Origin of the sequence: Streptomyces sp. NPDC127177 (assembly GCF_042672475.1) — a bacterium.
Lineage (GTDB): Bacteria > Actinomycetota > Actinomycetes > Streptomycetales > Streptomycetaceae > Streptomyces.
Window position 1 is genome coordinate 83,874 of the sequence record NZ_JBHXUW010000016.1, and the last position, 12,600, is coordinate 96,473.

Sequence of the window (12,600 nt, forward strand, 5' to 3'; positions counted from 1 at the left end):
ATACGACTAGTAGGAGATGCAATTCTCATGACAGACGCACTCAAGCGCCTCTCCGACGAGGGCGTGGCGATCTGGCTGGATGACCTGTCGCGCAAGCGGATCACCTCGGGCAACCTCGCCGAGCTGATCGACCAGAGCCACGTCGTGGGTGTCACGACCAACCCGTCGATCTTCCAGAAGGCGATCTCGTCGGGTGACGGTTACGAGCAGCAGCTCACCGACCTCGCGGCCCGCAAGGTGACCGTCGAGGAAGCCATCCGCATGATCACGACGGCCGACGTCCGTGACGCCGCCGACATCCTGCGCCCGGTCTTCGACGCGACGGACGGCCAGGACGGCCGGGTCTCCATCGAGGTCGACCCGCGCCTGGCGCACAACACCCTGGCCACGGTCGCCGAGGCCAAGCAGCTCGCCTGGCTGGTGGACCGGCCGAACACACTCATCAAGATCCCGGCGACCAAGGCGGGTCTGCCGGCGATCACCGAGACCATCGGCCGGGGCATCAGCGTCAACGTCACGCTGATCTTCTCGCTGGAGCGCTACCGCGAGGTCATGGACGCCTACCTGGCGGGCCTGGAGAAGGCCAAGGCCGCGGGCCTGGACCTCTCCAAGATCCACTCGGTGGCCTCCTTCTTCGTGTCCCGTGTGGACACCGAGATCGACAAGCGCCTGGACGCGATCGGCGGCGACGAGGCCAAGGCCGCGAAGGGCAAGTCCGCCCTGGCCAACGCGCGCCTGGCCTACGAGGCGTACGAGGGGGTCTTCGCCGGTGAGCGCTGGGCCGCCCTGGACAAGGCGCACGCCAACAAGCAGCGTCCGCTGTGGGCCTCCACCGGCGTGAAGGACCCGTCCCTCAAGGACACCCTTTACGTCGACGACCTCGTCGCGCCGAACACGGTCAACACCATGCCGGAGGCGACTCTGGACGCGGTGGCCGACCACGGCGAGATCACCGGCAACACCGTCGCCGGTTCCTACGACCAGGGCCGTGCCGACCTCGAAGAGATCAAGAAGCTCGGGGTCAGCTACGACGACGTCGTCCAGCTTCTGGAGGACGAGGGCGTCGAGAAGTTCGAGGCCGCCTGGACCGACCTGCTCAACTCGACCGAGGCAGAGCTCAAGCGCCTCGCCCCTTCGGAGGGCTGACCACTTTGTCTGGTGTTCCCGGAGCCAACCCGCTCCGTGACGCCCAGGACCGACGGCTCCCGCGTATCGCGGGGCCGTCGGGCCTGGTCATCTTTGGCGTCACGGGCGATTTGTCCCGTAAAAAGCTGATGCCCGCCATCTACGACCTGGCCAATCGCGGCCTGCTGCCGCCGGGCTTCTCGCTCATCGGTTTCGCGCGCCGCGACTGGGAGGACGAAGACTTCGCCCAGGTCGTCCACGACGCAGTCAAGGAGCATTCCCGCACACCCTTCCGCGAAGAGGTCTGGCAGCAGCTCAGCCAGGGCATGCGCTTCGTGCAGGGCAACTTCGACGACGACGTCGCCTTCGAGACCCTCAGGGCCACGATCGAGGAGCTCGACAAGGCACAGGGGACGGGCGGCAACTTCGCCTTCTACCTGTCCGTGCCGCCGAAGTTCTTCCCCAAGGTCGTCCAGCAGCTCAAGAAGCACGGGCTGGCGGACCAGAGCGAGGGTTCCTGGCGCCGGGCCGTCATCGAGAAGCCCTTCGGCCACGACCTGAAGAGCGCGCAGGAGCTCAACCAGCTCGTGCACGACGTCTTCCCGCCGAACGAGGTCTTCCGGATCGACCACTACCTCGGCAAGGAGACGGTCCAGAACATCCTGGCGCTGCGCTTCGCCAACACGATGTGGGAGCCGATCTGGAACAGGTCGTACGTCGACCACGTCCAGATCACGATGGCCGAGGACATCGGCATCGGCGGCCGGGCCGGCTACTACGACGGCATCGGCGCGGCCCGTGACGTGATCCAGAACCACCTGCTCCAGTTGCTGGCCCTGACGGCGATGGAGGAGCCGGGCTCCTTCCACCCCAAGGCCCTGGTCGCCGAGAAGCTCAAGGTGCTCACGGCCGTGGAGCTGCCGGAGGACCTGGGCAAGCACACGGTGCGCGGCCAGTACACGCACGCGTGGCAGGGCGGCCAGGAGGTGCCCGGCTACCTGGAGGAAGAGGGAATCGACCCCAAGTCGAAGACCGACACCTTCGCCGCGGTCAAGCTGACGATCAACAACCGCCGCTGGGCGGGCGTGCCGTTCTACCTCCGTACCGGAAAGCGGCTCGGCCGCCGGGTCACGGAGATCGCGGTCGTCTTCAAGCGCGCCCCGTACCTGCCCTTCGAGTCCGGCGCGACGGAGGAGCTCGGCGGCAACGCCCTGGTCATCCGGGTCCAGCCGGACGAGGGCGTGACGGTGCGGTTCGGCTCCAAGGTGCCCGGCACCTCGATGGAGGTCCGGGACGTCACGATGGACTTCGCCTACGGCGAGTCCTTCACCGAGTCCAGCCCGGAGGCGTACGAGCGGCTCATCCTCGATGTCCTGCTCGGCGACGCCAACCTCTTCCCGCGCCACCAGGAGGTCGAGCTCTCCTGGAACATCCTGGACCCGATCGAGCAGTACTGGGACAAGCACGGCAAGCCGGCGCAGTACCCGGCCGGTACCTGGGGCCCGTCCGAGGCGGACGACATGCTCGCACGAGACGGACGGAGCTGGCGTCGGCCATGAAGATCGATCTCACGGAAACCACATCCAGCAAGATCAACCAGGCACTGGTGTCGGCCCGCCGCGCGGTCGGCGCCCCGGCCATCGGGATGGTGCTCACCCTCGTCATCGTCACCGACGAGGAGAACGCCTACGACGCGCTGAAGGCGGCGAGCGACTCCTCGCGGGAGCACCCCTCGCGGATCATCGCCGTGATCAAGCGGGTCAGCCGTTCGCCGCGCGCCCGCCGGGACGCGCGGCTCGACGCCGAGGTCCGGGTCGGTTCCGACTCGGGCTCCGGTGAGACCGTCGTGCTGCGTCTGCACGGCGAACTGGCCAACCACGCCCAGTCGGTCGTCCTGCCGCTGCTGCTGCCGGACGCCCCGGTGGTGCTGTGGTGGCCCCAGGACGCCCCCGCGGACCCGGCGAAGGACGCGCTGGGCGCCCTCGCCCAGCGCCGTATCACCGACACCTACTCGGCCGAGCAACCGATCGACGAGCTGGCGGTGCGTGCGACGACGTATCAGCCCGGAGACACGGACCTGGCCTGGACCCGCATCACGCCCTGGCGCTCGATGCTGGCCGCGGCGCTCGACCAGCAGCCGGCGGAGGTCATCTCCGCCACGGTCGAGGGCGAGTCCGACAACCCGAGCTGTGAACTGCTGGCCATGTGGCTGGCGGACCGGCTCCGGGTGCCGGTGGAGCGCACCACGTCCGGTGGCCCCGGTCTGACGGCGGTCCGGATGACGACGAAGAACGGCGACATCGTCCTGGACCGGGCCGACGGCTCGCTCGCCACGCTCTGCATGGTGGGCCAGCCGGACCGTGCGGTGGCGCTCAAGCGCCGCGAGACGGCGGAACTCCTCGCGGAGGAGCTGCGGCGTCTTGACCCGGACAACATCTACGAGTCCACGGTGAAGTTCGGGGTGGAGCGGCTCGGGGAGACGGCGAAGGCCAAGGCCTCGTCCTCGGCCCAGAGCGCTCCGGCCGCCAAGAAGACGGCCGCGCCCGCGAAGAAGGCGGCGGCCAAGTGACCGTCGTCCCCCAGCTCGTCGTGCACCGCGACAAGGAGCTGATGGCGCAGGCCGCGGCGGCCCGGCTGATCACGAAGGTCGTGGACGCCCAGGCCGCACGCGGTCACGCCTCGCTGGTGCTGACCGGCGGGCGCAACGGCAACGGCCTGCTGGCCGCGCTCGCCGGGTCGCCGGCCCGGGACGCGGTCGACTGGTCGCGGCTCGACCTGTGGTGGGGCGACGAGCGGTTCCTGCCGGAGGGCGATCCGGAGCGCAATGTCACGCAGGCCCGCGAGGTCCTGCTGGACTCGGTGCCGCTGGACCCGTCCCGGGTGCACGCGATGCCCGCTTCGGACGGTCCGCACGGCGGTGACGTCGATGCGGCGGCCGCCGCGTACGCCGCCGAACTGGCCGCCGCGGCCGGTCCGGAGGACCACGGTCCGGTGCCGGTGTTCGATGTGCTGATGCTGGGCGTCGGCCCGGACACGCATGTCGCCTCGCTCTTTCCGGAGCTGCCCGCGGTACGGGAGACCGAGCGCACCGTCGTCGGTGTGCACGGGGCGCCCAAGCCGCCGCCCGTCCGCGTCTCGCTGACGCTGCCCGCCATCCGGGCGGCCCGTGAGGTGTGGCTGCTCGCGGCGGGCGAGGACAAGGCGGAGGCCGCGGCCATCGCCCTGTCGGGTGCCGGGGAGATCCAGGCCCCGGCGGCGGGTGCGTACGGACGCGGCCGCACGCTGTGGCTGCTGGACGCGGCGGCGGCCTCGCAGCTGCCGCGCGCCCTGTATCCGCCGGCCTCCGCCTGAGCGGACGTCAGCGGCGCTGACCACGGGCCCGGTTCGCTCCTCGGAGCGGCCGGGCCCGCGGCATGCGGGGCAGTCGTTCGCGCGCCGGGCTCACTCCCCCGCCGGGACCCGCTCCAGAAAGGGTTCCAGCAGCCCCGGGACGGCGTCGGCGGCGAACTCCAGGCCCTCGGTCCCGCCGGTGTCGTACACCGTGTACGCGCCCGCTCCGGCGGCCGTCGTGGCGGTGATGCTCAGCAGCCCTGCCCGCCGCTGGAAGTAGGAGCGGCGCACCGTCCAGCCGATCACCCCGGCGCGTTCCAGCGCGGCGGTGGAGCGGCGCAGCGCGCCCGAGCGGGTCACCAGGTACCCGCCGCTGAGGGCGTGTCCCAGACCCCGGTAGGCCTCCCGGGCCAGCAGCACCCCGGCGGGCAGTCCCACGACCGCGCAGCCGAGCGCGATCCAGAGCAGGACGGGTGTCAGCAGGGCGCCGAGCACGACGAGGACGAGTACCGGCGCGAGCACGGCCGCCAGTGCCCGGCGCAGCCGCCGGCCGCGGGCCGCGGTGGGGTGCCCGGTCAGTGCGGCGCCGGTCGGGGAGGTGGTCTCGCGCAGCACGGCGGCGGCGACGGCGTCGGCGACCGGCCGGGGCGCTGCGGGCAGCAGGTTGTTGTGGTCGCCGTGCCGTTCCTCGTCGTCCTTGGCCAGCCCGGTGGTGATGGCGTCGACCCGGGCGGCACCCAGCAGCCGGACGCCGAGCGGCTCGACGAGGTCGACACCGCGCAGCCGGCGCTCCTCGATGGAGACGGACCGGGAGGTGAGCAGCCCGCGCCGGATGCGCAGGGTGCCGCCGGGTTCGCGTTCGAGGCGGTAGTTCCACCACATCTCGACCCAGAGGCCGAGTGCGCCGACGACCCCGGCGAGTACCGCGGCGACGACGAGGAGCACGACCACCGAGAGCAGCGAGCTCTCCCGGTAGCGGTCGCCGACCCATTCGATCACCCGGCCCTGCGCGCCGAACCAGTCGCTGACCTGGAGCACGGCTCCGGCCGCCGCGCCGCCGAGGGCGGGTGCGACGAAGGAGACCGGTGCGTAGCGGATCCAGCGCGGGTCGAGGGTGACCAGATCACCCTCGCGGTGGCTGCCTGACGTGGTGGTGGGGGCCCGCTCCAGGAGGGCGCGACGCAGCCGTTCGCCCTCGGCGCGCAGGACCGGGTCGAGCTCCAGGGTGGATTCGCCGCCGGTGTGCTCGCCGGTGCCGATGCGGACCGTGACGACGCCGAGGACGCGCTGGAGGAGGTGGGCGGTGAGGTCGACGCTGCGGATGCGCTCGCGGGCCAGGGAGCGTTTCTTGACGAGCAGCAGGCCGGTGTGGAGGTCGACGCGGTCGGCGCCGACGCGGTAGCGGGTGCGGCGCCACCGTACGTAGTCGGCACCGGCGGCCGAGGCGATCAGGAGGGCGGCGCCCGTCAGCACCCAGGCGACGGCGGGGCCGAACCCCAGGCGGCCGGAGAGCCCGAGCGTGGTCGGTACGGCGGCGCCCGCCGCCACCCCGGCGGTGACCAGGGCGGTGAGCCAGACCGTGCGCCGGTCGAGCGACCGCCAGTCCCCGGGTGGGGCGGCGGTGCTCATGTGGCGTCCCCCGGGGTGTCCTGGGTGATCCTGGTCAGCCGCTCGGCGAGCTCGGCGGCCAGCTCGTGGTCGAGGCCCTCGATGCGGACCGCGCCCTTGGCGGACGCGGTGGTGACGGTGACCGTGGCGAGCCGGAAGAGCTGTTCGAGGGGGCCGCGCACGGTGTCCACGGTCTGGATCCGGGACATCGGCGCGATCCGCCACTCCTGCCACAGCAGCCCCGTGCGGACGTACACCGCCTCGTCGGTGACCTCCCAGCGATGGGTGCGGAACCACCAGAGGGGAACGAGGACGGCACAGCAGATGCCGAGGGCCGCGAGCACCGCGGCGGGCAGCAGCAGCCAGAACCGGGCGGACGCGAGGAACGCGCCCAGCACGGCCAGGACGACCACGGGCCCGGCCGTCAGCAGCAGCCACCGGGTCCGCCACCAGCCGACGGCGCGCCGGTCCAGCGTGTTGGCCGGCGGCCGGAGCCGTACCGTCCCCTCCCCCCTGGGCATCCGGTTCAGCGCCCCCTGCGCTCGCGGTACGCGGCGACGAGCGCGGCGGTCGAGCTGTCCAGCTGCTCGGCGCCCTTGCCCTCGGTGAGCACCGGCTCGATCTTCTTGGCGAGGACCTTGCCGAGTTCGACGCCCCACTGGTCGAAGGAGTCGATGTTCCAGACGGCGCCCTGGACGAAGACCTTGTGCTCGTAGAGCGCGATCAGCTGGCCGAGCACCGACGGGGTGAGCCGGTTGGCGAGGATCGTCGTCGTGGGGTGGTTGCCCCGGAACGTCTTGTGCGGCACCAGCTCCTCGGCGACGCCTTCGGCGCGCACCTCGTCCGGCGTCTTGCCGAAGGCCAGCGCCTGGGTCTGCGCGAAGAAGTTGGCCATCAGCAGATCGTGCTGGGCGATCAGGCCGGGCAGCAGACCGCTGACCGGCTCGGAGAAGCCGATGAAGTCGGCCGGGATGACCTTCGTGCCCTGGTGGATCAGCTGGTAGTAGGCGTGCTGGCCGTTGGTGCCGGGGGTACCCCAGACGACCGGGCCGGTCTGCCAGTCCACCGGGTTGCCGTCCCGGTCCACGGACTTGCCGTTGGACTCCATGTCCAGCTGCTGGAGGTAAGCGGTGAACTTGGACAGGTAGTGGCTGTAGGGCAGCACGGCGTGCGACTGCGCGTCGAAGAACGCGCCGTACCAGACGCCGAGCAGGCCCAGCAGCAGCGGGGCGTTCTCCTCGGCCGGGGCGGTGCGGAAGTGCTCGTCGACGAGGTGGAAGCCGTCGAGCATCTCGCGGAACCGGTCCGGGCCGATGGCGATCATCAGCGAGAGGCCGATGGCGGAGTCGTACGAGTAGCGGCCGCCGACCCAGTCCCAGAACTCGAACATGTTGGCGGTGTCGATGCCGAAGTCCGCGACCTTCTCGGCGTTGGTCGACAGCGCCACGAAGTGCTTGGCGACCGCGTCCTGACCGGCACGCAGTCCGGTGAGCAGCCAGTCGCGGGCGGAGGTGGCGTTGGTGATCGTCTCGATCGTGGTGAACGTCTTCGACGCGATGACGAACAGCGTCTCGGCCGGGTCGAGGTCGTGCACGGCCTCGTGCAGGTCGGCGCCGTCGACGTTGGAAACGAAGCGGACGGTGATCGAGCGGTCCGTGAAGGAGCGCAGCGCCTCGTACGCCATGGCGGGGCCGAGGTCGGAGCCGCCGATGCCGATGTTGACGACGTTTTTGATCGGCTTGCCGGTGTGGCCGGTCCATTCGCCGGACCTGACGCGCTCGGAGAAGGCCGCCATCTTGTCGAGCACGGCGTGTACCGCGGGCACCACGTTCTCGCCGTCTACCTCGATCACGGCGTCGCGCGGGGCGCGCAGCGCGGTGTGCAGTACGGCGCGGTCCTCGGTGGTGTTGATCCTGTCGCCGCGGAACATCGCGTCCCGCAGCGCTGCGACGCCCGTGGCCTCGGCGAGCTCACGGAGCAGTCGGAGCGTCTCGTCGGTGACCAGTTGCTTGGAGTAGTCGACGTACAGGTCGCCGACGCGCAGGGTGTACCCGGTGCCGCGTTCCGGATCATCCGCGAAGAGCTCCCGCAGATGGGTCGCCCCGAGCTGCTCACGGTGCTTTCCCAGCGCGGTCCATTCCGGCGTCTGGTTGAGCCTGGTTCGACTTTGTGCGTTCATCCCGGACATCAGCCCACTTCTTCTCGTAACCGCAGTTCCCCGCTGCCCCTCCAACTTAATTGATCAGGGCGGCGGACGGGACAGCGAAGGACTGCGGCACGGCAGAAGCATTCCGGCCGGGCACCCTTTGGGTGTCCGGCCGGTGAACTGTTCCTGAGGGCTGTCCCGTGATCCGTCGTGCGCCCGCCGGGGATTACGGGACAGCTGCTAGATCTCGCCGCGGAGTTTCGCGAGGGCTTCCGCGAGGATGGCCTCACCGTCAGCGTCGCTGCGCCGCTCGCGCACGTACGCGAGATGCGTCTTGTACGGCTCGGTGCGCGGCGGGTCCGGCGGGCTGTCGCGGTCCTGACCGGCCGGGAAACCGCAGCGTGGGCAGTCCCAGGTGTCCGGTACCTGCGCGTCATGGGCGAAGCTCGGCTGCGTCTCGTGCCCGTTCGAGCACCAGAAGGAGATGCGGGCGCGTGGCGCGGACTCGCCGCGCTCGGCCTCCCCCATCGGCCCCGCTCCGACCCGGCTTCCCCGGATCGCGTTGCCACTTGCCACGGTCGTAACTCCCTGCGTGATGGTGCTCGAAGATGCCCCAGTCTACGTAAGGCCCAACGCGCGTCCAGTGAAAGGAGTTACACCCTCACAGGAATCGCGTACGACGGGTCAGTTGTCCAGCTTGATGAGCAGACCAAGCACCACGATGCACGCGAACCAGCCCAGACCGACCACCACGGTGATCCGGTCGAGGTTCCGCTCGGCAACCGAGGACCCGCCGACGGACGACTGCATACCGCCACCGAACATGTCGGAGAGGCCGCCGCCCTTTCCCTTGTGCATCAGCACCAGCAGCATCAGCAGCAGGCTGAAGACGATCAGGGCGATCTCGAACCCCAAAATCACGGCTGGTCCCTACTTTCCGGAAATCCTGACTGCATGTGCGAACAACGGGGGCCGGGAGGCTGCCCTCCTCGGCCCCCGCAAGGGTACGACGGATCCGCGCTACCGCATACTCACTGGTCGCGGAAGCGGACGATCTTGACGAACTCGTCGGCGTCCAGAGCGGCGCCACCGATCAGTGCGCCGTCCACATCGGGCTGCGCCATGATCGCGGCGACATTGCCCGACTTGACCGAGCCGCCGTACTGGATGCGGACCGCGTCGGCCAGCTCCTGGGAGTACAGCTCGGCGAGGCGGCCGCGGATCGCACCGCAGACCTCCTGCGCGTCCTCGGGGGTGGCGACCTCGCCGGTGCCGATGGCCCAGACCGGCTCGTAGGCGATCACGATGGACTCGGCCTGCTCGGCGGGGACGTCCTTGAGGGCGCCGTCCAGCTGGGCGAGCGTGTAGGAGACCTGGTCACCGGCCTTGCGGATGTCCAGTCCCTCGCCGACGCACAGGATCGGGGTCAGGCCGTGCTTGTACGCGGCCTTCACCTTCGCGTTGCAGACCTCGTCGTTCTCGGCGTGGTACTGGCGGCGCTCGCTGTGTCCGACGGCGACGTAGGTGCACTTCAGCTTGGCGAGCATCGGGCCGGAGATCTCACCGGTGTACGCGCCGGAGTCGTGCGCCGAGATGTCCTGGGCGCCGTACTTGATCTTCAGCTTGTCGCCGTCGACCAGCGTCTGCACGGAGCGCAGGTCGGTGAAGGGCGGCAGGACGGCGACCTCGACGGCGTCGTAGTCCTTGTCGGCCAGGGCGAAGGAGAGCTTCTGGACGTGCGCGATGGCCTCGAGGTGGTTGAGGTTCATCTTCCAGTTGCCCGCCATCAGCGGGGTGCGGGTGGTCATGAAAGGTCAGTCCTCCAGTGCGGCGAGGCCGGGAAGCGTCTTGCCTTCGAGGTATTCGAGGCTGGCGCCGCCACCGGTCGAGATGTGTCCGAACGCGTTCTCGTCGAAGCCCAGGATGCGGACGGCCGCGGCGGAGTCGCCACCGCCGACCACGCTGAAGCCCGAGGAGTCGACGAGGGCCTGGGCGACGGCCCGGGTGCCCTCGGCGAAATCGGGGTGCTCGAAGACGCCCATGGGGCCGTTCCAGAAGACGGTGGCCGCGTCGGCGAGCTTCGATGCGTAGAGCTTGTTGGTCTCCGGACCGTTGTCGAGCCCCATCTGGCCGGCCGGCATGGCGTCGGCGGCGACGGTGGCGGGGTGGGCCGGTGCCTTGGACTTGAGGTCGGGGAACGCCGGGGCGACCACGACGTCGACGGGGAGCACGAACTCCACGCCCTTCTCCTCGGCGCGCTTGAGGTACTCGAGCACCACCGGGATCTGGTCCTCCTGGAGCAGCGAGCTGCCGACCTCGTGACCCTGGGCCTTGAGGAAGGTGTACGCCATGCCGCCGCCGATGAGGATGCGGTCGGCCCGCTCCAGGAGGTGGTCGATGACGCCCAGCTTGTCGGAGACCTTGGCGCCGCCGAGGACCACGGCGTACGGGCGCTGCACGTCCTCGGTCAGCTTCTTCAGGACGCCGACCTCGGTGGCGATCAGGTCGCCGGCGGCGTGCGGCAGCCGGGCCGGGAGGTCGAAGACGGAGGCGTGCTTGCGGTGCACGGCGCCGAAGCCGTCGCCCACGTACACGTCGGCGAGCTCGGCGAGCTGGTCGGCGAACGCGCCGCGCTCGGCGTCGTCCTTCGACGTCTCGCCGGGGTTGAAGCGGAGGTTCTCGATGACGGCGACCTTGCCGTCGGTGAGCGCGGCGACCGTGGCGCGGGCGGACTCGCCGACCGTGTCGGTCGCGAAGGCCACGTCGGTCCCGAGCAGTTCACCGAGCCGGGTGGCCGCGGGGGCCAGCGAGAACGCCGGGTCCGGGGCGCCCTTGGGGCGGCCCAGGTGCGAGGCGACGACGACCCGGGCGCCGGCCGCGGCCAGCTTCTCCACGGTCGGCTGGACGGCGCGGATGCGACCGTCGTCGGTGATGGTGGTGCCGCTGAGCGGCACGTTGAGGTCGGCGCGGACGAATACGCGCTTGCCGGTGACCCCTTCGGCGAGAAGTTCGTCGATCGTCTTCATCTTCTGGACTCCTTGGAAGGACGAGGGAGCATGCAACGGGGCTCGAACGGCGCTGCGTTGCGCTGTTCGAGCCCCGTGCTCACATCGAGGTGCCTGCCGATCCGAGGATCAGAGCTGGCCGCCGACGAAGACGGTCAGGTCGACGAGGCGGTTGGAGTAGCCCCACTCGTTGTCGTACCAGCCGAGGATCTTCACCGTGTTGCCCTCCTGGACCATGGTCAGGGAGGAGTCGAAGGTGCAGGACGACGGGTCGCCGACGATGTCCGAGGACACGATCGGGTCCTCGGTGTACGTCAGGAAGCCCTTGAGGTCGCCGTCGTCGGAGGCCTTCTTGAACGCGGCGTTGACCTCGTCCTTGGTGACCTCGCGCTGCAGGGTCACGACGAGGTCGGTGGCGGAACCGGTCGGGACCGGGACGCGCATCGCGATGCCGTCGAGCTTGCCCTTGAGCTGCGGAAGAACCAGGGCGGTGGCCTTGGCGGCACCCGTCGTGGTCGGAATGATGTTCTCCGCGGCGGCGCGGGCGCGGCGCAGGTCGGAGTGCGGGAAGTCCAGGATCCGCTGGTCGTTCGTGTACGCGTGGACCGTCGTCATCAGGCCCTTGACGATGCCGAAGTTCTCGTCGAGAACCTTGGCCATCGGCGCCACACAGTTGGTGGTGCAGGAGGCGTTGGAGATGACGTGGTGGTTGGCGGCGTCGTACTTGTCCTGGTTGACGCCCATCACGATGGTGATGTCCTCTTCCTTGGCCGGAGCCGAGATGAGGACCTTCTTGGCGCCGCCCGCGATGTGCTTGGCGGCGTCGGCCTTCTTGGTGAAGATGCCGGTCGACTCGATGACGATGTCGACGCCCAGCTCACCCCAGGGGATGTCCGCCGGGTTGCGCTCGGAGAGCACCTTGATGGTGTGACCGTCGACGGTGATGGTGTCGGCGGTGTGGCTGACCTCGGCCTTGAGACGACCCAGAATGGTGTCGTACTTCAGCAGGTGAGCCGTGGTCGCAGTGTCACCCAGGTCGTTGACAGCCACGATCTCGATGTCCGCACCCTGCTCCAGCAGCGCGCGGAAGTAGTTACGACCGATGCGGCCAAAGCCGTTGATGCCTACGCGGATCGTCACGAACCGATCTCCTCGTTAGGTACGCCGGTTTTCGACGCCGGCGAGTTGTATGGGATGTCCCCGACCGCCTACGACCCTACCCCTCCGAGGCCCTCGGAGTGACATCGAGCGGGGCCGGAAGAACGGCGGAGGCCCGTACTCCCCAGTAGGAGTACGGGCCTCCGGTTGCCCTGCCCCGCCCGCTGCGACGATTACGCAGTGTCAACGCCCCCGGGAACGTGGCGCGTTCCTGCTCCGGCCGGCCGA

General features: G+C 69.9%; 12 protein-coding genes. 4 read left to right on the plus strand and 8 right to left on the minus strand.

The genetic code is table 11. The annotated features are described in order from the left end of the window. The first annotated feature begins 27 nt into the window (after positions 1–27). From tal to pgl, 4 genes are read left to right on the plus strand one after another with little or no spacing between them, the layout of a single operon-like run. Positions 28–1,146, plus strand: a complete 1,119-nt coding sequence (gene tal, locus ACFVJX_RS12775; protein WP_384132804.1) for a transaldolase — start codon at positions 28–30, stop codon at positions 1,144–1,146. 5 nt (positions 1,147–1,151) lie between these two features. After that, a complete protein-coding gene (gene zwf / locus ACFVJX_RS12780) occupies positions 1,152–2,684 on the plus strand; it encodes a glucose-6-phosphate dehydrogenase (protein ID WP_384132806.1) in 1,533 nt (510 codons plus the stop codon). Then, positions 2,681–3,694 carry a glucose-6-phosphate dehydrogenase assembly protein OpcA gene (gene opcA / locus ACFVJX_RS12785; RefSeq protein ID WP_384132809.1) on the plus strand — a complete coding sequence of 338 codons (1,014 nt, stop codon included), beginning with the start codon at positions 2,681–2,683 and terminating at the stop codon, positions 3,692–3,694. Before zwf ends, opcA begins: the two co-directional genes overlap by 4 nt. Then, on the plus strand, positions 3,691–4,476 hold the full coding sequence (pgl, locus tag ACFVJX_RS12790) for a 6-phosphogluconolactonase (protein WP_384132810.1): 786 nt from the start codon (positions 3,691–3,693) through the stop codon (positions 4,474–4,476). The genes opcA and pgl overlap by 4 nt, the downstream gene beginning before the upstream one ends. Before the next feature lie 90 nt (positions 4,477–4,566). Here the strand turns inward: pgl and ACFVJX_RS12795 are convergent, their stop codons facing one another. The 8 genes from ACFVJX_RS12795 to gap form a co-directional block, all read right to left on the minus strand. Further along, positions 4,567–6,084, minus strand: coding sequence for a PH domain-containing protein (locus tag ACFVJX_RS12795; protein WP_384132812.1), 1,518 nt, complete (start codon positions 6,082–6,084; stop codon positions 4,567–4,569). Beyond that, positions 6,081–6,584 carry a PH domain-containing protein gene (locus tag ACFVJX_RS12800; RefSeq protein ID WP_384132815.1) on the minus strand — a complete coding sequence of 168 codons (504 nt, stop codon included), beginning with the start codon at positions 6,582–6,584 and terminating at the stop codon, positions 6,081–6,083. The genes ACFVJX_RS12795 and ACFVJX_RS12800 overlap by 4 nt, the downstream gene beginning before the upstream one ends. 5 nt (positions 6,585–6,589) lie before the next feature. Further along, positions 6,590–8,242 carry a glucose-6-phosphate isomerase gene (gene pgi, locus ACFVJX_RS12805; protein WP_384132903.1) on the minus strand — a complete coding sequence of 551 codons (1,653 nt, stop codon included), beginning with the start codon at positions 8,240–8,242 and terminating at the stop codon, positions 6,590–6,592. Positions 8,243–8,449: 207 nt separating this feature from the next. Continuing rightward, complete coding sequence (locus ACFVJX_RS12810) at positions 8,450–8,785, minus strand: RNA polymerase-binding protein RbpA (RefSeq protein ID WP_384132818.1); 336 nt, start codon at positions 8,783–8,785, stop codon at positions 8,450–8,452. A 108-nt stretch (positions 8,786–8,893) separates the two neighbouring features. Then, the gene (secG, locus tag ACFVJX_RS12815; RefSeq protein ID WP_018104607.1) at positions 8,894–9,130 is read right to left on the minus strand and encodes a preprotein translocase subunit SecG; all 237 of its coding nucleotides are present in this window, start codon (positions 9,128–9,130) and stop codon (positions 8,894–8,896) included. A gap of 110 nt (positions 9,131–9,240) precedes the next feature. Beyond that, positions 9,241–10,017 carry a triose-phosphate isomerase gene (gene tpiA / locus ACFVJX_RS12820; RefSeq protein WP_384132822.1) on the minus strand — a complete coding sequence of 259 codons (777 nt, stop codon included), beginning with the start codon at positions 10,015–10,017 and terminating at the stop codon, positions 9,241–9,243. Positions 10,018–10,023: 6 nt separating this feature from the next. Beyond that, positions 10,024–11,235 carry a phosphoglycerate kinase gene (locus tag ACFVJX_RS12825; protein WP_384132825.1) on the minus strand — a complete coding sequence of 404 codons (1,212 nt, stop codon included), beginning with the start codon at positions 11,233–11,235 and terminating at the stop codon, positions 10,024–10,026. A gap of 108 nt (positions 11,236–11,343) precedes the next feature. After that, positions 11,344–12,354, minus strand: coding sequence for a type I glyceraldehyde-3-phosphate dehydrogenase (gene gap / locus ACFVJX_RS12830; RefSeq protein ID WP_384132828.1), 1,011 nt, complete (start codon positions 12,352–12,354; stop codon positions 11,344–11,346). Positions 12,355–12,600 lie beyond the last annotated feature (246 nt).

Excerpts from the sequence above, each read along its gene's own strand:
- ACFVJX_RS12795 (WP_384132812.1), bottom strand. The coding sequence starts at position 6,084 with ATGAGCACCGCCGCCCCACCCGGGGACTGGCGGTCGCTCGACCGGCGC.
- ACFVJX_RS12800 (WP_384132815.1), bottom strand. The coding sequence starts at position 6,584 with ATGCCCAGGGGGGAGGGGACGGTACGGCTCCGGCCGCCGGCCAACACG.
- tal (WP_384132804.1), top strand. The coding sequence starts at position 28 with ATGACAGACGCACTCAAGCGCCTCTCCGACGAGGGCGTGGCGATCTGG.
- tpiA (WP_384132822.1), bottom strand. The coding sequence starts at position 10,017 with ATGACCACCCGCACCCCGCTGATGGCGGGCAACTGGAAGATGAACCTC.
- ACFVJX_RS12825 (WP_384132825.1), bottom strand. The coding sequence starts at position 11,235 with ATGAAGACGATCGACGAACTTCTCGCCGAAGGGGTCACCGGCAAGCGC.
- opcA (WP_384132809.1), top strand. The coding sequence starts at position 2,681 with ATGAAGATCGATCTCACGGAAACCACATCCAGCAAGATCAACCAGGCA.
- pgi (WP_384132903.1), bottom strand. The coding sequence starts at position 8,242 with ATGAACGCACAAAGTCGAACCAGGCTCAACCAGACGCCGGAATGGACC.